Here is a 23,272-nt window from a genome sequence, read left to right as displayed (position 1 = left end):
CGCCTCCTCTTCGAGCCACTTTGTTGAGGCTCCTGCGGCTGCGCTTTTCCCGCTCCTCGCACGACGAGAATTCCCGAAATCCCGCCCGTCGGGCGTCGCTCACGCTGATTTCTCCGATACTCTTCATTGTTCCTGGCCGGCCCTGCTCGCGGCGCTCCGCGCCGGCTCGTTCACACGGGCAGCGGCGTTGTTCCCGGCTGCATGAAACCGGTTCGTGCCGACGCATGCCTTCATATCGTCGCGCCGGAACCAGATCGCCCGGCCGCACCGAAGCGGCGCGTTTCCAGCGGTAAAGACGATCTGCTCGTCGGCGCGCAGGCGAAGCACTTCGTGCGGCTGGATCAGCGGCCGCGCGGCGAGCTGTTTCGACCGCGTGCGCGACGAACCTTTCGCTTGGGAACTGCGACTGACCTGGTCGATCTCGACCGTCGTCATGCCGCAGCGACGCGAGATGTAATCTGCGGTTTCGGGATCGTTGATAGCCGCGAAACTGATCCAGCTCGCGCTCTCGAACCATTTGCTGGCGGCGTCGCGACCGCCATAGGTTTCACGCATCTGGCCGATCGACTGATAGATCATGACGAGCGTGATGCCGTATTTGCGCCCGGCGTCGCGTGCCGTCTCCAGGATGCGCATGTAGCCGAGCCGCGCCACCTCATCGAGGAGAAAGAGCGCCCTGCCCTTCATCACACCATCGCGATTGTAGATCGCGTTGAGGAAGGCGCCAATGATGACGCGCGCAAGGCCCGCGTGCGTCTCCAGCGCCTTGAGGTCGATGTTGATGAAAATGTCGGTGTTGCCCGCGGCAAGATCGCTCGTCGAAAACGTCGTGCCCGAAACCAGCGCTGCATAGTTCGGATAGGAAAGCCAGTGCGTCTCCTTCACCGCATTGGCGTAGACGCCGGAGAAGGTTTCGGGCGTCATGTTGACGAAGGCCGCGACATTCTCCTTGACGAAATCCGAGTTCGAATTGTCGTAGATCTCCTGCAGGCGCTGGCGCAGCTGCGGCTCGGGCTCGGAGAGATTCTTGCGAACCTGCCGCAGCGTCTGTTCGCTCTCGGCCGTATGACCGGAGAGGCAAACATCGGCAATCAATGCGGTCAACAATTGCAAGGCCGATGCCCGAAAGAAGTCGTCGCGCACGCCACGCGCGCCGCCGCTATCGCTCATGATCCATGAGGCGACCGAGGCGATATCCTCTTCCTTCGTCCCGCCGAATTGCCCGATCCAGTCGAGCGCGTTGAAGCCGGTCTCCGGGTTTTTGGGGTCGAGCACGAAGACGTCGCGGTCGGCGCTCGCGCGGTGGGCAGTTACCATCGGCGCCACCTCGTTCGACGGATCGAGAACGATGAGCGAGCCGCCCCACTTCAGCGCCGTCGGGATCGTCACCGATGTCGTCTTGAAGCCGCCGGAGCCGGCAAACACGATGCCATGCGACGAGCCGAAGGAGCCGTCGAAGCAGATGAGCGGTGACTTGCCGCCGGCACCCCATGTTTCCGGATCGTCGGTACGAAACGCTTGCGAGCCGACGCTGTCCTTGTCGACACGATATCGCTCGCCGATCACGATACCACCCGCTTCTGCAAACAGCTTTTCCGCCTCCGCCAGTTTCATCCAGTCGGACTCGCCATGGAGCGCCCGCTTGCCGCGAATGCGTCTGGGCTCGGAACTGGCGAAGGCCGCGTTGCCGATGAGCGCGACGCGGCATGCAAAGCAGGTCGCCATCAACGCCGCCCCCGCTCCGATCAGCGTCGCCGGATCGACATAGGTGAGAATGGACCTGGCCCGTGGCACATGGTGCACGAATGCCAACAAGCGCAGGGTCTCGCGAAGCGTGGCGATCAGGATCACGCCAAGACCGCCGGCGACGACACCCCATCCCGCTGACTTGATCCTGATCGCGCCGGCACTTGCGAACAGGAAGACAATGCCGATGAGCGCTGCCGTGAGATACGGCGAGGCGATGCCGGCGCGGCCGAGCATCTGGCGTGCGGCTTCCGTCTTTCCAAAGGCGGACAGCCAATGCTCGATCCCGGTCATGCCGATGGCAGAAAACATCATCAGCAGCGCCGGCGTGATGAGGAGGATCAATCTAGTCATCGGCTTTCCCGAAGGCCTCCGCGCCGATGGCAATGAGGCGAGATCGTTCCGTCTCGTCGCCCCTGATGCGGTGGCCAAGCTCAATCAATGCGCCCAAGAGCAGCGCGCGCTTCTCATAGCGAAGACCGGCTTTGACGATTAGTCCGCCAAGCTCGATCTTTTCCCGCGTGTCTTTTTTGCGGGCGTCGGATGTGGTCGTGCGGGCCATTCGCTCAAGCCTCGCCAGCGCTGCTCTCAGCCGCGCCAGGCGGGACCGCCACGGCCTGGCCGCTCGTGGCGCCACCTGCTCCTGCCCTCTCCTTCCCGCTCGAGCCTGTCTTTCGCGATCCTTGGCCGCCGCGAAACCACGTGGCCAGTTCCTCGAAAGCCGCTTGCAACTCTGTCTCGTCGAGCTCGATCTCACCGAGACCAGCCTTGAGCGCGATCCGGCCAATGCGCTCGGCCTCACGGGTCTCGGCAGCCTTGAGCTGCTCCTGCAGCTTGGCGATTTCGTCGCGGATTTTTGAGGATGGTTTCTTCATGTCCGTTCGTCTCCTTGGCGAGAAAGCGTGTCTTTCAAGCCCAGTCTTTCCGATCGGAGTGCGCAACGCACCACTGTGAATCCTGCAATCGCCAGCGGCAATGTTTTCGTGGATCATCCCGGCCGTTCCAAAGGAGCGGCTTCCAAGGGCGCAATTATACGTCGCTGGCGCGACATCTTGGCTTTGGGCCCTGGCGGGGCCGGCCGCTTCCGACGAACTTTTTGATTTTGTTCGCAATCGGGAAAGAATTCTGTCGTGGCCGTCCCCCATTTCTCCGTCAGCGTCGTCGCCCGCGGCTCCGGCCGCAGCGCCGTCTTGTCGGCGGCGTACAGACATTGCGCCAGGATGGAGTACGAGCGCGAAGCCCGAACCATAGATTACACCCGCAAGCAGGGCCTGCTGCATGAGGAGTTCGTGATCCCCGCCGACGCGCCGGAATGGCTACGCATGATGATCGCCGATCGCTCGGTGTCAGGCGCCTCCGAAGCCTTCTGGAACAGGGTTGAAGATTTCGAGAAGCGGTCCGATGCGCAGCTCGCCAAGGACGTGACTATCGCCCTGCCGCTCGAACTGACCGCCGAACAGAACATCGCCCTGGTGAGAGATTTCGTCGCGCGGCACATCACGGCCAACGGGATGGTCGCCGACTGGGTCTACCACGACGCGCCGGGCAATCCGCATGTGCACCTGATGACCACCCTGCGGCCGCTGACAGCGGGCGGTTTCGGCGCCAAGAAGGTGGCGGTACTGGGGCCGGACGGCAAACCGGTCCGCAACGACGCCGGCAAGATCGTCTACGAACTCTGGGCCGGCGGCATCGATGATTTCAACGCGTTTCGCGATGGGTGGTTTGCCTGCCAGAACCGGCATCTGGCGCTCGCCGGTCTCGACATTCGCGTCGATGGCCGCTCGTTCGAGAAGCAGGGGCTCGCTCTGGAGCCGACCGTCCATCTCGGCGTCGGGACCAAGGCGATCGAGCGGAAATGCGACGGCGCGTCGAAGCCGGCGGAACTGGAGCGTCTTGAATTGCAGGAGACACGCAGGGCCGAGAACGCCCGGCGCATCCAGCGAAATCCGGAGCTCGTCCTCGACCTGATCGTGCGCGAGAGAAGCGTCTTCGATGAACGGGATGTCGCCAAGATCCTGCACCGTTACATCGACGATGCGGCCCTGTTTCAGAGTCTCATGGCCCGCATCCTGCACAGCCCGCAGACCCTCCGTCTGGAGCGCGAGCGGATCGACTTTGCCACCGGCGCCCGATTGCCGGCCAAATACACGACGCGGGACATGATCCGCCTGGAAGCTGATATGGCTCACCGCGCCATCTGGCTGTCTGAGCGTTCGTCGCATGGCGTTCGAAACCCGGCGCTGGCGGTGATATTCCAGCGTCACGAGCGTCTGTCGGACGAGCAGAGAGCGGCGATCGAACATGTGGCGGGAGCCGAGCGGATTGCCGCCGTGATCGGCCGGGCCGGCGCCGGCAAGACGACGATGATGAAGGCTGCGCGCGAGGCGTGGGAACTGGCAGGCTACCGCGTCGTCGGCGGCGCACTTGCGGGCAAGGCGGCCGAGGGTCTCGAAAAGGAAGCGGGCATCGTCTCACGCACGCTGTCGTCCTGGGAGCTTCGCTGGAACGAGGGACGCAACCAGTTTGATGACAGGACGATCTTTGTGCTGGACGAGGCCGGCATGGTGTCGTCGCGGCAGATGGCACTCATCGTCGAAGCAGTGACGAAGGCCGGCGCCAAGCTGGTTCTCATCGGCGATCCGGAACAATTGCAGCCAATCGAGGCGGGTGCCGCCTTCCGCGCCATTGCCGATCGCATCGGTTATGCGGAACTCGAAACCATCTATCGTCAGCGCGAGCAGTGGATGCGCGACGCTTCGCTCGATCTTGCCCGTGGCAATGTCGGCAAGGCCGTCGATGCCTATCGGGCGAACGGAAAGCTGATCGGCGCCGAGCTGAAGGCCGACGCGGTCTCAAACCTCATCACCGACTGGAACCGCGACTATGATCCGGCCAGGTCGTCGCTGATCCTCGCGCACCTTCGTCGTGACGTGCGCATGCTCAACGCGTTGGCGCGATCAAAACTCGTCGAGCGCGGGATTGTTGCCGAGGGTTTTGCCTTCAGGACCGAAGAAGGAGAACGGAAATTTGCCGCCGGCGACCAGCTCGTATTCCTGAAAAACGAGGGTTCGCTCGGCGTCAAGAACGGCATGCTCGCGAGGGTCGTCGAGGCCGCGCCCGGCCGTATTGTCGCAGCGATCGGCGAAGGTGAACACCGCCGCCAGATCACGGTCGAACAGCGCTTCTACAACAACCTCGATCATGGCTATGCCACGACCATCCACAAATCCCAGGGCGCGACCGTCGACCGGGTCAAGGTGCTCGCATCGCTCTCGCTCGACCGGCATCTCGCTTACGTGGCGATGACCCGTCACCGCGAGGATCTCGGTGTCTATTACGGACGGCGATCCTTCTTCAAGGCCGGCGGGCTGATCCCGATCCTGTCCCGGTTAAATGCCAAGGAAACAACGCTCGATTACGACAAGGGCACGTTCTACCGCCAGGCACTTGCCTTCGCCGAAGCGCGCGGCATGCATCTCGTTACAGTTGCCCGAACGCTGGTTCGCGACCGGCTGGACTGGACCATCCGGCAGAAGACCAGGATTGCTGAACTCGGCGCCCGGCTTGCCGCCGTTGCCGGCAAGCTCCGGCTCATCCGCGCGACCCTGCATACTCCCGACCGACCAAATATCAAGGAGGCAAGACCGATGGTCACAGGCATCACCACCTTTGCCAAATCAATCGATCAGGCGATCGAGGACAAGGTCGCCGCGGATCCCGGATTGAAGAAGCAATGGGAGGAAGTCTCAAGTCGCTTCCATCTTATCTACGCAGAGCCTGAGCGCGCCTTCAAGGCTGTCAATGTCGACGCGATGGTCAAGGATGGGAGCGTCGCAAAGACCACCTTGCAGAAGATCGGATCGGAGCCCGAACAGTTCGGCGCGCTCAAGGGCAAGATGGGGATCTTCGCCAGCCGTTCCGACAGCCGAGAGCGCGAGAAGGCTCTGACCAATGCCCCGGCACTTGCGCGCAATCTTGAACGCTATCTGCGCCAGCGGGCGGAAGCCGAGCGCAAATTCGAGGTCGAAGAGCGCGCCGTCCGTTTGAAAGTGTCGGTCGATATCCCGGCGCTTTCGACGAACGCGAAACAGACGCTCGAACGGGTTCGCGACGCGATCGACCGCAACGACCTGCCAGCCGGCCTTGAATTCGCGCTCGCCGACAAGATTGTCAAGGCTCAGCTGGAGGGATTTGCCAAAGCCGTATCGGAGCGATTTGGTGAGCGCACCTTCTTGTCCCTTGCTGCAAAAGACGCCAACGGCCAGACCTTCAATGCCGTCACCACGGGAATGACTGCAGGTCAGAAGGCCGAGGTGCAATCAGCGTGGAATTCGATGCGAACGGTGCAGCAGCTGGCCGCGCATGAGCGCACGACAGTGGCGCTGAAACAGGCGGAAACCTTGCGTCAGACAAAGAGCCAGGGGCTCTCACTCAAATGACGGAAACAATGTCTATGCGTCGGCTGAGAAATACTCAAGGAGCGAATGCGGCCGCGCTCCTGTTGATGGCGGCATGCGTCCTTGGTGGCGGTGCTGTCGCCGCATTCACCGCCGGATACCGCATCAACCTGACACCGAGCGAACCGCTTGGTCTCTGGCGCATCGTCGCGCTTGATCGTCCACCGGCGGCAGGCGATCTCGTCTTCATCTGCCCTCCGCAGACGCCGGCAATGCGCGTGGCGAGGGAGCGTGGCTATCTGCGCTTTGGGACCTGCCCGGGCGGGGTTGCGCCACTCATCAAGACGATTATCGCCCTTGCTGGGCAGCATGTCGAAATCGGCGCTCACGTGTCGGTCGATGGGGTGAGGGTTCCATTCTCCGATGTCGCGACGCGAGATGGAAGCGGACGGCCGATGGCGCCCGATTCCGGCGGCGTCGTGCCGGCGGCACAGGTCTTTCTCCATTCGCCGTTTAGCGGTTCCTTTGACTCCCGCTATTTCGGTCCCCTACCCGTGTCGGGCATCCTCGGGCTGGCAAAGCAGGTGCTCACCAATGCACCGTAAGTACCGTCAGCCAGTCCTGTTGCTTGCCGCGTCCATCGTCGCCGGAACAGTGGCTTGGAGCGGCAACGCCCTCTCTCTTCCGATCGCGCTGATGTTTCCGGTTCTCTGGGCGCTTGCGCGAACGAGACTGACGACCGCATGTGTCTCGGCCGGTTATTTCCTGGCGGCATCCCGGGGGCTGCCGCAGGGCGTTGCCACCTTCTATGCATCAGATCTTCGGCCGGGCCTGGCTCTATGGCTATGCGCCTCGCTTGGCTTTGTCGGCGTTCATACAATGCTGTGGACGAGATGCGAACGCGCTCGAGCGCTTCGTTATCTCGCCGCTGCCTCGCTCATGGCCATTCCGCCATTCGGCATCATCGGCTGGGCGCATCCGATCACCGCCGCGGGCGTGTTGTTTCCCGGATGGGGATGGTGGGGGCTTCTTGCCACGACAGCCGGCTTCATGGGCCTCGTAACCCGCATGTGGCCAGCTGTCGCGATGATGCTTTCAGGCTTTTGGCTGTGGTCCGCCGCATTCTGGACCGACCCGACGCTACCGGAAACGTGGCGCGGCGTCGATCTCGAATTGGGCGCTTCACTCGGCCGCGACATCAGCATGATCAGGCACCGTGATCTGATTGCCACGGTGATGGCTCAAGCATCCCGCGGCGCACGCACCATCGTGCTTCCCGAAAGCGCTCTTGGATTCTGGACCCCCACCGTCGAACGGTTATGGGTGCAGGCGCTGCAGGAGACGGACCTGACCGTTGTCGCCGGCGCGGCGATCGTCGATGCGCGCGGATACGACAATGTTCTGGTTGCTCTTTCGGGTGGCGGCGCCCGGATGCTGTATCGGGAGCGCATGCCGGTTCCCGGCTCGATGTGGCAGCCGTGGCGCCCCCTTCTCGGTCAAAGCGGTGGCGCGCGGGCGCACTTCTTCGCCAATCCGGTCGTCGACCTAACCGGCGAGCGAGTTGCGCCCCTGATCTGTTACGAGCAACTGGTCGTCTGGCCGGTACTGCAATCAATGCTTGATGACCCGGACCTCATCCTCGCTGTGGGCAACGGCTGGTGGACCAAGGGGACATCCATCGTCGCCATCCAACGCGCCAGCGCGCAAGCCTGGGCCCGTCTGTTCGGCAAGCCCTTGGTGATTTCCTTCAATACCTGAGCCCCATGGAGACCTCATGCTCGACGCAGACCTGATCCGACACTGTGGCGACCCTTCATTGAAGCCCGCGATCGTCGAGCGGTTCGTGAGCGCCGCCGGCTCGAACGATCCGCTTGCGATCACTGTCAAATCCGGCGGCCGATTGATCCTCGTTCCAAAGGCGACGTCGGCCGAACAAGCGATGGCAATCGTCCGGCAATATGTCGGTCAGGCAATGGTTCGCGTCGGCCTGACGCAGTTTCCAGCCGGCATCGGCATCACGGATGCCGCTGATCTGAAACCCGATCTTGTCGATGCCTGCCAAAACCTGCGCAAGGGGACGGCGATGTTTGCCAAAGTGCTCAGGGCCGTTGCCAAGTGGTACGGCAATCCCAAGAGCGATGACGTCTTCCCGCAGATATTCGAGGATGCGGTCTATGCCTGGAAAACCGGAGAGTTCGAAGGCGTGAGTGTATTCCAGGTGGAAGATCCCGGAACAGACGTGACGGTCGACAACACGCTGCCTGCGGAAGACGGCGAGGCGAACAGCGACATGCCTCTTCCTGCGGATAAAAATGCCGACAGCGGCGAGAAAAGCGAGAGCGTCGGCGCGGCGGAAATGCGGATCGATCTGTCGAGGATTGGCGGAAAGTGATCTCGTGGAACGGGACGCAAACTGCCTAGTGTGCAAGGCCACCTTCCTGTGCTCGACCAAGGATCCAAAGGGGAGAAATGGTGCATGAAGTCCGTCTGAACCAGGCGGCGTTGAGGGCATCCCGACGTGTCCAGTCCCTTGCACGGTGTCGGGTTTTTGTATATATTGCGTGTCGGGTGTTTGCAGAAAGAAGTTGACCATGCACCAGCCGAAGACACTGAAGCAGAAAATCAAAACCCGCGTCGCAAGAACGAAGAAGACCGACGTCTTTCTTCCGCGGGATTTTGCTGACCTCAGTGGCGAGGACCAGGTTCTGCGCGCTCTTCGGTCCCTGGTCCACGATGGCACGCTCATGCGGCTGGGTTATGGTGTCTACGCCCGCGCCATGCGATCGCGCCTGTCTGGCCGGCTCATAGTGTCCAGTTCCAACGGCTTTCACAGCGCGGCACTTCAAGCGCTCAACAAGCTCGGTGTGCCTTGGGAACAGAGCGAGAGCACCAAAGCCTATAATGAAGGCCGCTCCACCCAGATTCCCGTAAACCCGACCGTCAAGGTCAAGGCGCGGTTCAACCGGCGGCTGTCCGATGGCCGCACGGAGCTTCGCGTTGAACGATAAGCCAGACCAGAAGACACTTCTGGAAGTGCAGGAATTTTTCGGCCTTCCTTCGCCGGCTCTGGTCGAGAAGGACTGGTTTGTCGTTCGGGCGCTCACCGCCATCCATGATGTTAAGGTCGATGGACTGACGCTCGCGTTTGGCGGTGGAACGGCGCTTGGACGCGCCTATCGCCTGGTCGAACGCATGTCGGAGGATATCGACCTGCGCATCGTGGGCGAAAAGGCGAACTCCCGCGGCGCTCTCAAGCGTCTGCGAGGCGAGGTCAACGAGAGGCTTCACGCAGCAGGTTTCGCGGTGGAAGGCCATTACGTCGTCAAACAAAACGACAGGTATGTCCGGTACGATCTACCCTATGTCCCCATCGCAAAAGGAGAGGGCGTCTTGCGCCCGGAGATCAAGATCGAAATCTCCGCGTTTCCGATTTGCACGGCGCCCGAAAAGCGCTCGGTCTCGTCCTTTGTCAACGAGGCCAGTGGCGCTGACGCCGAGGCGACGGATGTCGCGTGCGTGAGACTGGTCGAAACCGCAGCGGACAAGTTCGTTGCGCTTGGGCGCCGTGCCGGTTTTGCCTTATCGGGGCTTGGAGATCTCGACCACACGCTTGTCCGTCACGTCTATGACTTGTCGCGCATGGACGGGCACTATGATGCGGACGAGGCGGCCGCGATTGCCTTGGAAACGATGAAGGCTGAAGCGGAAAGCCGCGCTGAGGACTATCCTGCGTATAAAGCTGACCCGAAAACGGAAACGCTGCGCGCCTACGAGCTCATGTCCAAGGACGAAAAGTTCGCGGAGAATTACACGAAGCTGCTCGGCGACCTTGTCTATGGTGAGAGACCGGAATTCGCATCCGCGTTCGAGAAGATACAAAGGTTCGCCGAACGGATCCGCAACGCTTGAGGGTTCAGCAGGCGTTTGCTCGTAGCAACGCCGTCCGGTACCGGAACTTCCCCGCCATTGTCACTTTGCCAGCAACTCAGCCGGTTCGATGCCGAGAGCCGTGCAGATTTGCCCGAGTACGGTAACGCTCGCGGACACGTTGGCACGTTCGATCTTGCCGATATAGCGCGTGCTCAGCCCGGCACGGTGAGCCAACTCTTCCTGCGTCATTTGCTTGGCATGACGGATCCGACGCAGGTTGATCGCCATGACCTCCTTGAGATCCATGACGTGAGCCGAGCCTGAATAGGAAAAATCGTTCCAGGAACGATAGTTCCGATTCATCCCGGCGTGTGCTATTGCGTGCCAGTCTGTAGATTACTCATCGAAGATGATCGTTTTGACATGGACCGTTGAACGCGCGTCGAATACTGCGACAGAGCCGAGTTCGACGCATCGGATTGGGAAGGAAAAGAAATGAAAGACGCAGGTTCCTCGGAAGGCCATGAAGACCAGAGGAAACCTCAATACGATCTGATGGACAAGACGGAACTGGAGGCGCTGGCGGTTTCAGCCATTCGCGAGCATCGTCGTCTCCTCGCGGCCGATCAGGTCGTTTATGAGGAGTGGGTGCGTGCAAGCGACGATCCCTCGACCGCCAGTTCAGTGCTGCAAACGCTCCAGGATGAACACGTTGCCCGCCACAGGAGGTCCGAGGTTCAGCAGGAGGTACTCTCGGACATCCTTGATGCGCTGGGCTTCGTGCCCGAGGTGCCCTTGGAAGATGATGTACGCTAAAGGTCCAGCAGACCGCGATCTTTAGCGATGGCGATAAGGTGCGGCACCGATTCCGCACCGAGCTTGTTGCGGGCTTTATCAAGATTGCATTGCACGGTCCTGGCGCTAATGCCGGCTATAGCAGCTATCGCCAGGGTGCTCTTTCCTTTTGCCGCCCACGTCATGCAATACGTCTCGCGCGGCGATAGAACCTGCTTTGGGTTGATTGCGGTTTTGGCAGCAATGATCTTCAACTGGTAATGAACCGTCATGACGAGTTGGATTGCTCTCTTCTGGTCGAATGGAGCGGGAACGTCCACTTTTCTTTGCGAAGACGCGAACGTCAGCATCATCGAGGCGCCGTAACCGCCTTCAACAGGGATCGTCATGCCGCAACGGATGCCGTGATCGATCGCCTCATCGCGAAACCTTCTGACTGGTGAAGACCCGCGTGCAGGCCAGTCTTCAGCGGACCAGGTGAAAACATCCCATCGGCGCTTCGCCTCTGTTATCACGGGATCGATGTCGGAATAGTCGGCGGAGAGATAGACGCCCTCCCAAGGCTTCGGGTAGGAGTTGAATGTGTTGATCTGGGCGCCTTCTTTTTGGAGATAGGCAAACCGTTCGTATCCGCAAAAACGTGCGAACCGCTTCAAGGCTCCTTTGATCATGAACTCGTCTTGCGCGGCTTCCAGCATGTCAACGAGTGAGCGAAATTCTTCATCCACGGACGTCTCTCCTATCTCCTCGACCTGCGAATCGATCCCGGCTCAAGTGATCGAGACGCTGGATTTGAGTTTTGCCACTTTGCCACGAGGGCTTGGCTGCCATTTGCCAAATGACAATTTGCACGCAACCCAAGGTGATGGATTGCTGCGAAGCGGTTTCAACTTGCCATGCAGGGTAGCACTACCCACAAAAAGCAAGCTTTCAAGCCCCTTCACTCTAAAAAGATGATAAATCGAGAAAGGGTTTTGCGTCCGAGTTGTTCACGCCCGGCAAAGCCCGTCACAGCACTCGCCGGTCAAAAACGTGCCGCTTGCTGCGGCTTTTCCCCCGCGATTGCGGTTGCTTCGAAGCGTGCCTCCTATGTCGTCAATCAAGCGGAGTACGCATCGCTCCCAAGCTCCCGGCGTTACGAAACTGGCTGATCACATAGGCGGCGCCCCACAGTCCCTGATTGAGTATCGGGCGGGGTGATGCCTCAACGACGACGGCTGCGACCTGGCAAGTCTTGCTTGTCGTGCGGGCAACCTGAAACGTCACTCAATCACGTGCCCGGGGGCGCTAGTGGTGAGCAAATAAACTCACCTGTTGGTTTTGGGAGGCTCGAGCCGACCGCGCGCTTCGCGAATGGCTCTGACCACGCGGAGAGAAACATTCGGTTCACTCAAGATTTCGCCATCGCTCAAATCATCGAAGTCTTGAGCCGCCGGTAAGCCGTATTGCGCAACAGGCGTTCAATGACGGATTTTGGCATGCCGCTGTTTTCCAGCCGATCCGGGTGATCTTCGGGCACGTCTTCAAATTCGTCATATGGGTTCATGATTGGAGCCCTTCGGTTGGTCACGAACGCTCGACGCGCAGAGGATCCGTCTGTCATCATACCCGGCGCGGCGAACGCGAGAGGCTTGCCAGAAATTGCCAGGTGGAGATACGTGCAAATCTAAACCGTTGCTAGCCGGAGGCTGCTCGGCCTGATGATCGCAGCGGCGGGGCCTCCAACGACAAGTCAGTGTAGGCATGCATTATGTTGTTGACATGACATTGTTATTTTAATCGCTATTTACACTGTGCGCAAAAGTGTGTGTGCGTAAGTGACGAAAATCGGCCACTTTCGAGGTGTCCGACGACAAATTTAATTAGGAAAGAGGCGCTGAGCACGGGGGTCATCATTGGCGCGAGTAGGGCTGCGCTCGGCGCGGTACGATTGCACGGCAGATCGGGCTAGCGGCACAAAACTTTGTCTCCGACAGCCGACCATCGATCGGCGCATTTACCTTCTAGCACGACGCCAACCGGCAGCACGGGCTTCAGCTTCCGAGCAAAACCATTTCTCGCCGTACTGCGGGGAAATCCTGGTCGCGTCGTAATACTCCTGGCCCGGCACGTGGTAGATGCGCTCACCGCTGTTGATGCTCACATTGCCTTTGATAGTGCAGCCGACGGCGAAGGCAGGGACTGGAGCCGACATATCTGCAACTTCAACGCCGAAGTATCCGACCACCCCTGCCCCGATGATGGCGAGATAGAACGCCTCCATCGTGAACCGCGGGCGGGATTGTTTCTTGGTCCGATATTTCGGCGAGAATGAACGATGGGTTGGCATGCGCCATCAAGTGCGAATCTTAGGCGCTACTGCAAGCCTTGGCTGAATCGGTAGTTAATCCTCGTCTGCGCCATCTATTAAAATGCATCGCAAATGATGTAGGCAGGCCGCTACTCTCAAGCACCTATCGTTCGCGGAAAGTCTTTTAGAAAAGCGCTGTCAGGTCGCGCCGGCCATCGACCACGCGGACAATCTCGACCGCATGGACCTCGCCGTCATCCGTATCGGGGCGGGTCTCGTACAGGATCACATACGGCGCTTCGACCAGCATCCGCGCGGTACGGAAAATCTCCGGATGGCGCTCGCCAAGACGCGGATGGTCGACAAGCAAGCCGGCTTTGTACCGGAATTGCTGAAAATACCGCTCGGCCGCCTGCGGCTGCTCTCTACCTATTTCAACGAAGATTTGCTTAACGTCGGCCCGCGCCTTCGGCGTCCATAGAAGCTTAACCGCCATGTCCGCGATCGGCCTTCAGTTCTTGCCGCGCTTCCTCAAGCACTTCATCGAAATCGACCGGCGACGCGGCGCCGCTTGCCTTGCCCTCGGCCCACATCTCGCGCATCTTTTGGATATCGCCGCGACGTTGCTGCCATTTCGCCGACCAGTCGCGCATGGCTTCGCGGATAACTTCGCTGCTGCTGGCATAGGCTCCGCTCTGGACCGCGTCACGCAACAAGTCGGCTTGTTGCGGCGTCATCGAGACGCTGATCTTTTCAACATTGGCCATAATTCACCTCCATGCACTTATGGTAGGAATTATTACCACCGTCTGACACCCCCGCCAAGAACTTTGCGTTTCCGATGTAAGCGGCAACGGACAAGCAATCAGTTGAGGGGTGGTGGACATGCCACCCCTCAACTTGTGCTGCTTACGCGCGGCGAAGGCCGTGCGTGGTAGAATTCGGATGAAGACACCGAATTTGGCCCTCATCGATGCGAGCGGCCCGGATCGCCAGGCCGGTCTCCGTTCGAATGGCCCGGATAATCGGCGCAGTGGCCCGAGTTCGTCGCATCCCAAGGGCACCAGATGGGGATAATCGACATGGACACCCGTATCATCGACCATCACGGCGCTGGTCCAGCGGCCGTCGTTGATGCGGTATTCACGGGTGTCTTGGTCGATGTCGAGCTCATCCAGCAAGTCGATGGTGATGCGCCCGAAAATCTCGATCTCGGCCGCGAACTGATAGCCGGTGCATTCATCGCTACCGTCGAGAGGTCGCCGCTCCCATGCCAGAATGATCCAGATACGATCGATGGCGGCCTCGAGCCCGTCAATCAGGCGATCATGCAGTTCGCGGGAGAAATCACCGTCGCAGCAAGAGCGGCTTGCGAGGACGGCGAGCCGGAAGCCGGCAAGTTTGGCGTAGAGCATCAGGCAGTCATCGGAAGTCATAGGATCTCCTTCATCCTGAAGGCGGAGATCGGCGCAACCAACGTCTCCGCGTTATCATTCAAACAGGGGCTTAGGTTTGAGGCGGAGGGTAGGTCTTTTTGGATTCGATGCCCCGCCGCTCGCCTTGGCTATTACGAAAGCAATGACGCCAGTGGCGGATTAAGAAATAAAAGGTCGTGGAGATATCGCGATGCCCGCGCCCTTACGGCACGGATCCTTTGATAGGCGTGTAAATCATGACAGATGCACGCATCAGGAGCAATTCCTACGGAGCTATCGGAATGATCGGACTATCGCACCTGCCCGCCGCGTGCGCGGCGTTCCGTGGTTTTGTCCAGGGCCGGACACCTTGTTCAAGCTTGGTCACGGCCGCGGGTGATACGCTCGTATCGTCTATTGATAAACGTCGGTTCTTCTACCGCCGACGATAATAGGCATCCCATGCCAGTTTGATATCGAAGAACGTCCATTCCCGGCGACGTCCGTAGGCTGGGCTCGGACGGCTGGAGCACTCGTTCAAAGTGCTCTCGCGCTGGAACTTCATGAACCACGCGGTGGATTTAGGCTTACCCGTTCGAGGCAGCCGTGATCTGACGGATGATGCCGCTGTGGGCCCAGTGATCATGCGGGTTGGCGAGCGAGGCCGGGTCGGCCAGGTAGGCCCGAAGCTTCTGCAGGGCGGCGTCGTCCGGCGCCTGGTGAAGTTGCGCACGAAGCTCGTCGACGGCCAGGACCGCGCCTTGTTTGGCGGCCTCGGCCAGCATTTCGCGCAGTTGCATCTCGGTTAAGACAAGCGCATGCAAGGCTTCCACTCGCGTAGGCGGCGGACGATACGACGTGTCGCTGGCGCTTGAATGCGCTGCGGCGACCATGTGAAACGAAGCGGAGATTGTCCATGCCAGACGCGCAACCCCATCTCACCACGAAAAAGGATACGCAGCGTGGCTCCATCTGGCGTAAGTGGGATTTGCATATTCATGCTCCCGGCACAAAGCTCTCAAACGCCTTTGGGCAGGCGAGCGACGCCGTTTGGACTGCCTTTATAACGCAGCTTGAAGCGAGCGATGTTCAGGTCTTCGGCATCACTGACTATTGCAGAGACGCCCCCGGCGGAACGACCGTTGGCGGATGAGGACATAAAAGGTCTCAGAGATAATCGCGATGTCCCGCGCTGTTGCGGCGCGGATCCTTAACGGACACATGAATCATGGCAGATGAGCACATTTGGCACAACGCCCATGAAATATCGGATATCGCACTTGCCCGCCGCGTACCCGGCATTCCGTGGTTTCGAAGGCCGGACACCTTGTTCAAGGTTAGTCACAGCCATCAGCGATACGTTCGTATCGTCCGTTGATAGACGGCGGTTGTCCTACCGCCGGCGGTAATAGGCGTCCCACGCCAGTCTGATGTCGAAGAACGTCCACTCCCGGCGACGCCCGTAGGCCGGGCTCGGCCGATTGAAGCACTCATTCAGATTCGTTTCGCGCTGAAATTTCATGAACCACGGGGCGGATTTAGGTTTGCCGCGCGCCGTGACCGCGATCTTGCAGATGATCCCGCTGTGAGCCCAATGATCGTGCGGATTGGCAAGCGAGTCAGGGTCGACCAGATAGGCACGAAGCTTCTGCAAGGTCGCATCCTCCGGCGCCTGATGGAGTTGCGCCCGCAGCTCGTCGACGGCCATGGCTGCTCCGCGTCTGGCGGCCTCAGTCAGCATCTCGCGCAGTTGAGCGTCAGTTAGGACAACCGCCTGCAAGGCTTCCATGAGCAATGACTTTCGTTGGTGGGAGTGGTGCGACTGGAGATCACCGCACGCCCATTGACTCACAGCCGAAAAATGACGTCAATGCTACAGGGAAGTAGTCGCAAATGCGGCGAAGTCATGCGGCGTTTGCTTCAGACGGAGACCTAGGCGTTACGTCAGTAAGCTGCGTGTCCGTCGCGCTCGGACGACCGGCAATGAGACCAGTCATTTCTAAAGCCACGCCAGATGCTACTCATTGTTCAAGATAAAATCCTCAACAATAGTTCGAGACAATGCTTATACTGTGGTATCGTCTTATCAGAGCACCTTAGGGGACGGTAGCCATTCGCGCTCACGGTGGGAGGGGAAACGGACTTGCTTATTCCTCAGCGAGGTCGGGCGGCGATGGCTAGTATCCGCGTCCTCATCACATTGGCCAGCGTACTCTTTGCATTCGCTGTGTCACCACGCTTGGCGATGGCAGCAGGCAATAATCCCTTCGACCTTGTCCTGCCTTTTGGACATACCAATGTGCTGCAGGCGGCCACCATTAGCGGTGACGGCAAGTGGCTATTCACCGCCGATGTCCAGGGAACGGTCGCCTTCTGGCGGGTCGACCTCGACGGCAAGTCGGTGGCCCGCCTGAAAATGCCGGAAGGCAAGGTCGGCGGGCTTGCAACCAACCGCGACGGGTCGCTGGTCGTGGTCGTCGTCGGCACCAAGGATGGCGACAAGCGTACTAGCTCCGCCAAGGTGCTGAGCACGGACACCTTCACCGAGGTCAACCACGTCACCTATAATGAAAAGGCGATCCTCACGGCTGCGATTTCGGATGACGGCAAAAAACTGGCCACGGCCGAGGATCCCTTCCGCATCGTTGTAACCGATCTCCTAACGGGAGGGGCTGTGAATACCGGCGCGCTGTCTGGCCGGCCTGGCGACCTGAGGTTTATTGACGGGGACAAAGCCCTGGCGGAGTCCGAGGAAGGCGTTGGGATCCTTGTCCGGCGCATCAGCGACCTTGCGCCGATCCGCCCGCCGATACCCATGCCGCAAATGCAGGCTCCCGTTACCGCATTCGATCCGATCGCCAACCTATCTTATGTCTTCCAATTTACAGCGGCAAAGCCATCCTACCAAGCTTTCTCGCCCGATTTTGCGACGACCGACGGAGTAAAAGTGCCGATTCCCGTCGTACGTCCGACCACGATTGCCACAAGCCCAGACGGCAAAATTATCGCATTTGGCGGCTTTGGCACGATCAGGTTGCTCACCAAAGACGGCGCCCGCCCCGGCGCGCCGATCAGCAATGGCCTTGGGCCATTCGGCGACCACGACACCCTGTTATTGTCGTTCGTCGGCCCATCTAGGATTCTCTCGGTCAATGAAGACGGGACAATCGCAATCTTTGACACGCATGACGGCTCGCTGAAGAAGCAGATCAATCCGCTGCCGGGCTTGGACCAGGTCCGCGGCGCTTTCTTCACGGCTGGCGGACGATCGCTGGTGATGGTACGCAGGCCGCCCGACGATTTTTCTGCCCCAAATAGAATTACCGCACTCAATCTCATCACCTCACGGCTCATCCGGTTGCCGGGCTATCTCGCCATCCCGCTGCCAGCTACCGATGGCCTCGTCACGTTTGCGACCGACAAGACAGGCGACGAAGAGACCCAGCGAATCCGCCTCTTCGCCGCGGGCGCGCCGGAACCAACATGGTCCCATGAGCTTCCCGGATACCGCATTGCCAAAGCGGCGTTTGATCCTTCGGGCAGCCACCTGCTGCTAGCCGACCGGTACGGGAAGCTGGACCTCTACGACTGGCCGTCCATGGCCCATCGCCAATCGTTCGACGGACACCAAAACCTGCCGACTTGCCTCAAATTCTCTCCTGCCGGCGATCGCTTCCTGGTCTGCGATGACGACTGGGTCAGCGTCTACAAGATCGAGACGTCGGCGCCATTGTGGACATCGACGGACTTTTGGGCGCCTCGGGACGGCGTATTTTCGATCGGTTGCGGTTGCCTGGTTCTTGGCGCCCGAGGCGGCCTTTACCAGGTAGACTGGTCGACCGGCGCCAATCTGAAGATACTCGCGCAAGTCGACGATCCACTCGTCGTGCCGAGCGCCCTGTCGATCTATGCGGTGTTCCAGGATGAGGCCGGCAACATTCTTGCTAGCGGCGAGTACGGCAGCCTGGTCAGTTTGAAGTTGAAGGGCGTATCCTTCGAGGCCTTCCATGGCGATAGGGCCGAGCTTGAGGCGATCACGCAACTGGGCGCCGCAGGCGCCGGTGGCCTAGTTGTCGGCACCGGGCTTGGGTTGACGCTGTTTTCGTCCGTAGACTTCTCGCAGGTTGCCCGGCTGTTTCTGTTCTCTGACGATCGGTGGCTCGCAGTCGCCAATGATGGGCGCTTCGACACCAACGATTTCTCGCTCGTACGGGACATCGTCTGGTCTTTTCCCGAACAGCGGCGATCGCCACTCCCCGTAGAACGGCTGGCGCAACCGGCCTTCGTTCCGCATCTGCTCTTCGATATCGTCGACGGCAAGCCATCAACCCCGATCCCGCTCGATACGCTCCAGGCAACACAACCGACCGTCACCCTTGATGTACGCCTAGCCGACCGGCACAGTGCGCGAGCGACGCTCACCGTCACCGGACCCATCGAACCCGCCACCGGCGCGCCCGAACCGGTCGAGGATATCAAGCTTTTTTTGGACGGCCGACTCGTTCAACGCTTGGCTCCTAGTCTGCTTGATAAGAACGATGAGGTTACCGTGATGGTAGCGCTGCCGACAGCGCCGATAGGGGCGATACTTGCATTCAAGGCCTATGCATTCAGCAAGGCGGGAATCAAGAGCAGTGACGCGACGCAAGAGTTGACGCTTGAGGAGGGCGTCGGGCCTTCTCATCCGCCGCGATTGTGGCTTGTTACGATCGGCGTCGGCGCCAATGGCGCCATCGGCTTCGAGCTCTCCTATCCGCCGCGCCAGGCGCTCGACATGCAAGAGACTCTGCAGGATCTCTTCCGCCAGAGCGGGTCGCTTCAGACTGTGTTACTGCCGCTGATCTCTGCCCACGACAAATACGGGCTGATCGGTCTTTCGCCTTCCTCGACACTTCCAACGCGCGATAACATCTTGGCCGTTCTTGCAGGTCTTGCCGGCGCGGCCACCCCGCCCCCGACTCTCGTTGCCTGGCCGCACGACGAGACCGGTCGTGCCCTGTCTGCGGATCCCGACGATATCATCGTAATCTACTATATGGGCCATGGTCAAAATACCGATGGCCGTTTTTCTATCACTCCCTATTCTAATGGCCCGGCGGCGACTTTGATTTCCGAAGCCGAAATCGCCGACGCCCTCGAGCTGATACAGGCGCGCGCGCAGATCCTCATCCTGGATACCTGCTATTCGTCGAGCGTCGGTAAGAATCCAGGGTTTAAGCCCGGCCCTTTTTCGAGCCCCGGCTTGTCGCAGGTCCTGTTCGATAAATCGATTCTCGTGGTCGCCGCGGCCGCGGCCCAGGACGAGGCACAGAGCATCGGCGAAACGCCGCTGACGGCGGCCATGAAAAGCAGGATGCCTGCAAACGCCGATGGTGAGCAGACCACGCTCAATGATTTCTTCAACTACGTCGAGGATCGGGGAGCAATAATTGCGACCGCGCGAAGCGGGAAGACGGGCAGTGTGGTCAGCGCCCCCGCCTTCTTACGGCTCTCGCGCTCGATCATGCTTGAAGCGACAAAAATCCTGATCACCAACCAGTAGGAGAACGCCTTGCACCGGGTCAGCCTTTTGCTCTTTTCAACCGTGCTTTGCGCCACCGCAGTTCAAGCGGAGGAGCTCGAACTCTCAGGCGTGCCCTTCAACCTGCAGGCAGGTAACGAGGTCTTAGCAACAGCCAAGGAGGTCAGCCTATCGCTGGTTACGCTGTTGCCCGCAAACGGAGAACGAACGCCGAAAGCGTGGCGAGATGGACTAAAGCAGCTTATGGACCAGCAGGACATCGTGTTCGACGGAGATTCTGTTGAACTTGCGTTCCGCCTCAACAGCGTGACGTCGTTCCAGGGTCTCGCCGGAATTGAGAAGCCGGTTAGCCTGGTTGTCAAACGCGACGGCGATCTATCCGGCAAGCTGAGCATATTGCTCGACACCGAGCTCAAGAGAACGGTCATGAAGGGCCTCGCTGAGGTTCGAAGCGGGGTCAAGGCTTTTTCAGAGATCGGCAACTCCCCACCGGAACTGGCGGATCAATTGCCCCAAATCGCCGCCACTTATGGTGCCTACATGGACGTCATTTCACAGGCAACTAAGCCACTCTCGATCCTTCTCCTGCAGCAGCTCGACTCTGAAACAACCTTCCTCGACGGGGCGCTCTCCAAACTGCAGGCCGGCGACAAGCTCGACGACCTGCAGCTTTCGGCCATCAAGACGATCGCCTCGGACAACGTCGCCCGGCTCGGCGTTCTGGCCGAGCCCCTGGGCGCGGATCGCGACCAGGCGAAGGGCAACAACGGCTCTTTCAGGATGGAGGTGTCGCTATGGTCATACGACAAGGGAAAGAAAACGCAAAAGGACGGATACCGCGTTCGCTATCACCCCGTCGCTAGAACCATCTTTGACGATTTTCCAACGTTCACGACGCCCGCCACCGCGTTTGTCCCTGAGGCCTCCCTGTGCATCGTCGCCGTGGACCCAAAGACCGGACGCAATGTCAGCGATACATTCTTTGGCAGCATGGAAAGCCTTGCCCTCGATCCCGAGCACAAGGTCGATCTGACCTTCACGACCAAACCCGCGAGTAATTCAAGATGCGAAAAATAATTACGAGAGGTGTCGAAGTCATCTTGGCAATCTTTGCCCTGTTCGGCGGCTTCATCACCAACATCTCTCCCCCGGAACACTCGGTATCGACCGGCTTTGCGAGCATCATCGCACTCATCCTGTTCCTACTCATCGTCTTCACCCGCGCCGGCCAGAAGCTCACGGACGGCGTGCGCAGGCGATGGCTGCAGGTGGCGGTCTCCTGCGGTGTTGCCGCTTTCGTTCTCCTACTAATCTATCTGCCGATGAAAGACGCACTGGCATTCACTATGCCATCATCTGGCCAGGAATTCATTGGTGGTTTCTGGCTCTCCGCCGATGCGATAGCCGCCGCACAGAAGCAGCAGGTGACCGATCCGGCCGATATTCTCGGCCTATTCGGGCCTTCTTCGCTGCTGCAGGTTTGGCCGCCTGCGTCGCACTGGCTTGCCGTCGTCTCGCTCTATTTTCTCTATGTTCTTAGCGTCTGCGCGGTCCTGGGCGCCATCTTCGCCCTCAGCGAGGGCATTGGGGATACGACTGCGGGTGAGATACCTGCGGCGTGAAACTATACGCCCAGCAGGTCTCCAAGCTTTTCCGTAACCGGGCGCAGGGGATCAACGAGCCCTAGGTCATAGATCATTGTCGTTTCAAGATTCCCCTTGTGATCGACATAGTGGGATATGGCTTCGTGGGAGACGCCCTGCCCCGCCAGCATCAGTGAAATCGCGATCCGCTTGAGATCATACAGTTGAAAATAATCCGGCACGTCTGGTAACGCCTTGAAGCGTGCCAGCCCCTTGCGGAAGTTATCGCGCGGCTGCGCCGGGTCAGCGTGCGATGGGAACACCAGTTCGCTTTCTGGCCAACGCGACTGCTGCGCCCTTACCATGTCGGCCACGCGGCTATGAATCGGCACCGTGCGATAGGCATACTCATAGGCGGCGCGCGAAAGCTTGATCCCCTTGGTATTGTGTTTGTGCCAAACCAGTTTCTCGAGGTCGAAGTGCTTGAACTTGGCCGTAGCTAAGTCGCTCGGCCGCGCCATCGTCAGGAACAAGATGCCCATCAGGTTGCACAATTCCAGCATCTGGTCGTTGGCAGTCTGCGCCGCCGCCTTGGCAAGCGCGGCGTTCCGCTTCTGAAAACCAGTCAGGTCCTCGATCTCCGGCACCGCTTCCAAGACCGGATAGAAGATGTAGGACGCAATTTGGCGTATCTGCTCGGTGGAATAGTCGCGGCGTTTCCGGACGACCTTCCGGAGGCGGATCGGATCGCAAGGATTGCGCATATCCACGAGCTGCATGCGTATCGCCCAGTTGAACAAGGCCAAAATATGACGCAAGCCGCTGTTATACATGTAGGGTGAGACGAACTGCTTTTGATACCGCTCGATATCCAACGGCTTGATGGACGACAGGGGCCGATCGCTAAACATCGTCCCGAAATCGGCATATCCCTTTCGAGTATTGTGGCCGCGCCGAGTGGTACGCTGCGGGGTACGTCTCAGCCATTTCGCCACGAACAGCGCAAAGGATTTTCTGTGGCCTTCGCTAAGTTCGCTCATATGGCTTTCCCAATAGCGATCTATGGCCTCACGGACCGTCAGGAGATGCGTGCGGCGGGAATCGGCCTGGTCAAAATCCGGGTTCTCTCCTGCCTCAAGTTGCCGTTCACGTTGGCCGACCACCAGTCGCGCCGATGCCACGTTGAGGACGATGGTGGACCCGAGTGCCTTGCGATAGCGCTTGCCGTTAAATTGGTAGGAATGGACAAACGACTTATTCCCCAGCGCTGTCACCCGCAGGCCTAGCCCCGACACCGAGCCATTGCGAATATGACCGTCCTCTCCCCTCGGGTAGTCCCAATAGATTTCCTGGTCTTTTTCTCCGGGGCACCTCGTGCTAAAAACAAAAGTATCAGTCAAATATAACTTCGGCATTCCATGTAAATTTCATGTAACGAATTTATATCAAATGTTACATGACGAGTGAAGTAATGATGATGATCAACATCGAAAAATGATTATTTTATATCATCTTACATTATTTCGACACATTCGAAATAATGCCATTTTGCGGCTCTTAATCAATTGGTCGTGGGTTCGAATCCCTCCCGACCCACCATTAGTTTCAAATACTTACAGTATATCTGCTGGAAAAAACTATCTTATGTAAAT

The 23,272-nt window shown here is 59.4% G+C and carries 22 protein-coding genes and 2 pseudogenes; 11 read left to right on the top strand and 13 right to left on the bottom strand.

All coding sequences use genetic code 11. The annotated features are described in order from the left end of the window. Positions 1-123 precede the first annotated feature (123 nt). The 3 genes from traG to traC are packed head-to-tail and all read right to left on the bottom strand — an operon-like array spanning position 124 to position 2,621. A complete protein-coding gene (gene traG, locus OLZ32_RS21640; protein ID WP_264396650.1) occupies positions 124-2,100 on the bottom strand; it encodes a Ti-type conjugative transfer system protein TraG in 1,977 nt (658 codons plus the stop codon). Then, entirely contained in the window at positions 2,093-2,308 is a 216-nt protein-coding gene (gene traD / locus OLZ32_RS21635) for a type IV conjugative transfer system coupling protein TraD (protein WP_264396649.1), read from the bottom strand. Before traD ends, traG begins: the two co-directional genes overlap by 8 nt. A 4-nt stretch (positions 2,309-2,312) precedes the next feature. Next, positions 2,313-2,621, bottom strand: a complete 309-nt coding sequence (gene traC, locus OLZ32_RS21630) for a conjugal transfer protein TraC (RefSeq protein WP_264396648.1) — start codon at positions 2,619-2,621, stop codon at positions 2,313-2,315. Between the two features lie 255 nt (positions 2,622-2,876). Here traC and traA point away from each other — a divergent pair, with 255 nt between their 5' ends. From traA to OLZ32_RS21600, 6 genes are all read left to right on the top strand, one after another. Then, entirely contained in the window at positions 2,877-6,188 is a 3,312-nt protein-coding gene (traA, locus tag OLZ32_RS21625) for a Ti-type conjugative transfer relaxase TraA (RefSeq protein ID WP_264396647.1), read from the top strand. A 14-nt stretch (positions 6,189-6,202) separates the two neighbouring features. Next, complete coding sequence (gene traF / locus OLZ32_RS21620; RefSeq protein ID WP_373694588.1) at positions 6,203-6,751, top strand: conjugative transfer signal peptidase TraF; 549 nt, start codon at positions 6,203-6,205, stop codon at positions 6,749-6,751. Then, the gene (locus tag OLZ32_RS21615; protein ID WP_264396646.1) at positions 6,741-7,904 is read left to right on the top strand and encodes a conjugal transfer protein TraB; all 1,164 of its coding nucleotides are present in this window, start codon (positions 6,741-6,743) and stop codon (positions 7,902-7,904) included. Before traF ends, OLZ32_RS21615 begins: the two co-directional genes overlap by 11 nt. 16 nt (positions 7,905-7,920) lie before the next feature. After that, positions 7,921-8,538 (top strand): TraH family protein, encoded by a 618-nt coding sequence (locus tag OLZ32_RS21610; RefSeq protein WP_264396645.1) that lies wholly within the window; start codon positions 7,921-7,923, stop codon positions 8,536-8,538. 199 nt (positions 8,539-8,737) lie between these two features. After that, positions 8,738-9,154 (top strand): DUF6088 family protein, encoded by a 417-nt coding sequence (locus OLZ32_RS21605; protein WP_264396644.1) that lies wholly within the window; start codon positions 8,738-8,740, stop codon positions 9,152-9,154. Further along, on the top strand, positions 9,144-10,055 hold the full coding sequence (locus tag OLZ32_RS21600; RefSeq protein ID WP_264396643.1) for a nucleotidyl transferase AbiEii/AbiGii toxin family protein: 912 nt from the start codon (positions 9,144-9,146) through the stop codon (positions 10,053-10,055). The genes OLZ32_RS21605 and OLZ32_RS21600 overlap by 11 nt, the downstream gene beginning before the upstream one ends. Before the next feature lie 60 nt (positions 10,056-10,115). Here the strand turns inward: OLZ32_RS21600 and OLZ32_RS21595 are convergent, their stop codons facing one another. Further along, positions 10,116-10,322 (bottom strand): helix-turn-helix domain-containing protein, encoded by a 207-nt coding sequence (locus OLZ32_RS21595; protein ID WP_264396642.1) that lies wholly within the window; start codon positions 10,320-10,322, stop codon positions 10,116-10,118. Between the two features lie 189 nt (positions 10,323-10,511). On the opposite strand from OLZ32_RS21595, the gene OLZ32_RS21590 reads away from it, so the two are divergent. Next, the gene (locus OLZ32_RS21590; protein WP_264396641.1) at positions 10,512-10,832 is read left to right on the top strand and encodes a transcriptional repressor TraM; all 321 of its coding nucleotides are present in this window, start codon (positions 10,512-10,514) and stop codon (positions 10,830-10,832) included. Here OLZ32_RS21590 and OLZ32_RS21585 read toward each other — a convergent pair. The 7 genes and pseudogenes from OLZ32_RS21585 to OLZ32_RS21555 form a co-directional block, all read right to left on the bottom strand. Further along, a complete protein-coding gene (locus OLZ32_RS21585; RefSeq protein ID WP_264396640.1) occupies positions 10,829-11,539 on the bottom strand; it encodes an autoinducer binding domain-containing protein in 711 nt (236 codons plus the stop codon). The two genes, OLZ32_RS21590 and OLZ32_RS21585, sit on opposite strands and share 4 nt — an antisense overlap. Before the next feature lie 680 nt (positions 11,540-12,219). Next, positions 12,220-12,357 carry a hypothetical protein gene (locus OLZ32_RS21580; RefSeq protein ID WP_264396639.1) on the bottom strand — a complete coding sequence of 46 codons (138 nt, stop codon included), beginning with the start codon at positions 12,355-12,357 and terminating at the stop codon, positions 12,220-12,222. 450 nt (positions 12,358-12,807) lie between these two features. Next, entirely contained in the window at positions 12,808-13,140 is a 333-nt protein-coding gene (locus OLZ32_RS21575; protein WP_264396638.1) for a sunset domain-containing protein, read from the bottom strand. Positions 13,141-13,285: 145 nt separating this feature from the next. Continuing rightward, complete coding sequence (locus tag OLZ32_RS21570; RefSeq protein WP_264396637.1) at positions 13,286-13,597, bottom strand: type II toxin-antitoxin system RelE/ParE family toxin; 312 nt, start codon at positions 13,595-13,597, stop codon at positions 13,286-13,288. Next, positions 13,587-13,868: a type II toxin-antitoxin system ParD family antitoxin gene (locus tag OLZ32_RS21565; RefSeq protein ID WP_264396636.1), complete on the bottom strand. Its 282-nt coding sequence runs from the start codon at positions 13,866-13,868 to the stop codon at positions 13,587-13,589. Before OLZ32_RS21565 ends, OLZ32_RS21570 begins: the two co-directional genes overlap by 11 nt. Positions 13,869-14,010: 142 nt before the next feature. Continuing rightward, positions 14,011-14,537: pseudogene (locus tag OLZ32_RS21560) on the bottom strand (hypothetical protein). A 566-nt stretch (positions 14,538-15,103) separates the two neighbouring features. Next, a complete protein-coding gene (locus OLZ32_RS21555; RefSeq protein ID WP_264396635.1) occupies positions 15,104-15,340 on the bottom strand; it encodes a hypothetical protein in 237 nt (78 codons plus the stop codon). A gap of 92 nt (positions 15,341-15,432) precedes the next feature. On the opposite strand from OLZ32_RS21555, the pseudogene OLZ32_RS21550 reads away from it, so the two are divergent. Beyond that, a pseudogene (locus OLZ32_RS21550) lies at positions 15,433-15,630 on the top strand (hypothetical protein); the annotation flags it as partial. 279 nt (positions 15,631-15,909) lie between these two features. Here OLZ32_RS21550 and OLZ32_RS21545 read toward each other — a convergent pair. Further along, the gene (locus tag OLZ32_RS21545; RefSeq protein ID WP_264396633.1) at positions 15,910-16,305 is read right to left on the bottom strand and encodes a hypothetical protein; all 396 of its coding nucleotides are present in this window, start codon (positions 16,303-16,305) and stop codon (positions 15,910-15,912) included. A gap of 456 nt (positions 16,306-16,761) precedes the next feature. Here OLZ32_RS21545 and OLZ32_RS21540 point away from each other — a divergent pair, with 456 nt between their 5' ends. Genes OLZ32_RS21540 through OLZ32_RS21530 form a run of 3 tightly spaced genes read left to right on the top strand, consistent with a single transcriptional unit; the run spans position 16,762 to position 21,659 of the window. Beyond that, positions 16,762-20,058, top strand: coding sequence for a hypothetical protein (locus OLZ32_RS21540; RefSeq protein ID WP_406650339.1), 3,297 nt, complete (start codon positions 16,762-16,764; stop codon positions 20,056-20,058). A gap of 9 nt (positions 20,059-20,067) precedes the next feature. Next, complete coding sequence (locus OLZ32_RS21535; protein WP_264396631.1) at positions 20,068-21,114, top strand: hypothetical protein; 1,047 nt, start codon at positions 20,068-20,070, stop codon at positions 21,112-21,114. A gap of 23 nt (positions 21,115-21,137) precedes the next feature. Further along, positions 21,138-21,659, top strand: a complete 522-nt coding sequence (locus tag OLZ32_RS21530) for a hypothetical protein (RefSeq protein ID WP_264396630.1) — start codon at positions 21,138-21,140, stop codon at positions 21,657-21,659. Positions 21,660-21,661: 2 nt separating this feature from the next. On the opposite strand, the gene OLZ32_RS21525 is transcribed toward OLZ32_RS21530, so the two are convergent. Next, positions 21,662-23,020 carry a tyrosine-type recombinase/integrase gene (locus OLZ32_RS21525; RefSeq protein ID WP_264396629.1) on the bottom strand — a complete coding sequence of 453 codons (1,359 nt, stop codon included), beginning with the start codon at positions 23,018-23,020 and terminating at the stop codon, positions 21,662-21,664. Between the last annotated feature and the right edge of the window lie 252 nt (positions 23,021-23,272).

This window comes from Rhizobium acaciae, from assembly GCF_025941625.1.
Classification (GTDB): Bacteria; Pseudomonadota; Alphaproteobacteria; order Rhizobiales; family Rhizobiaceae; genus Rhizobium; species Rhizobium acaciae.
This window is presented reverse-complemented; position numbering and strand designations above follow the sequence as displayed.

Coding starts and splice junctions, on each gene's coding strand:
- traG (WP_264396650.1), bottom strand. CDS start 2,100: ATGACTAGATTGATCCTCCTCATCACGCCGGCGCTGCTGATGATGTTT.
- traD (WP_264396649.1), bottom strand. CDS start 2,308: ATGGCCCGCACGACCACATCCGACGCCCGCAAAAAAGACACGCGGGAA.
- traC (WP_264396648.1), bottom strand. CDS start 2,621: ATGAAGAAACCATCCTCAAAAATCCGCGACGAAATCGCCAAGCTGCAG.
- traF (WP_373694588.1), top strand. CDS start 6,203: ATGCGTCGGCTGAGAAATACTCAAGGAGCGAATGCGGCCGCGCTCCTG.
- OLZ32_RS21615 (WP_264396646.1), top strand. CDS start 6,741: ATGCACCGTAAGTACCGTCAGCCAGTCCTGTTGCTTGCCGCGTCCATC.
- OLZ32_RS21610 (WP_264396645.1), top strand. CDS start 7,921: ATGCTCGACGCAGACCTGATCCGACACTGTGGCGACCCTTCATTGAAG.
- OLZ32_RS21605 (WP_264396644.1), top strand. CDS start 8,738: ATGCACCAGCCGAAGACACTGAAGCAGAAAATCAAAACCCGCGTCGCA.
- OLZ32_RS21595 (WP_264396642.1), bottom strand. CDS start 10,322: ATGGATCTCAAGGAGGTCATGGCGATCAACCTGCGTCGGATCCGTCAT.
- OLZ32_RS21590 (WP_264396641.1), top strand. CDS start 10,512: ATGAAAGACGCAGGTTCCTCGGAAGGCCATGAAGACCAGAGGAAACCT.
- OLZ32_RS21580 (WP_264396639.1), bottom strand. CDS start 12,357: ATGAACCCATATGACGAATTTGAAGACGTGCCCGAAGATCACCCGGAT.
- OLZ32_RS21575 (WP_264396638.1), bottom strand. CDS start 13,140: ATGCCAACCCATCGTTCATTCTCGCCGAAATATCGGACCAAGAAACAA.
- OLZ32_RS21570 (WP_264396637.1), bottom strand. CDS start 13,597: ATGGCGGTTAAGCTTCTATGGACGCCGAAGGCGCGGGCCGACGTTAAG.
- OLZ32_RS21565 (WP_264396636.1), bottom strand. CDS start 13,868: ATGGCCAATGTTGAAAAGATCAGCGTCTCGATGACGCCGCAACAAGCC.
- OLZ32_RS21545 (WP_264396633.1), bottom strand. CDS start 16,305: ATGGAAGCCTTGCAGGCGGTTGTCCTAACTGACGCTCAACTGCGCGAG.
- OLZ32_RS21540 (WP_406650339.1), top strand. CDS start 16,762: ATGGCAGCAGGCAATAATCCCTTCGACCTTGTCCTGCCTTTTGGACAT.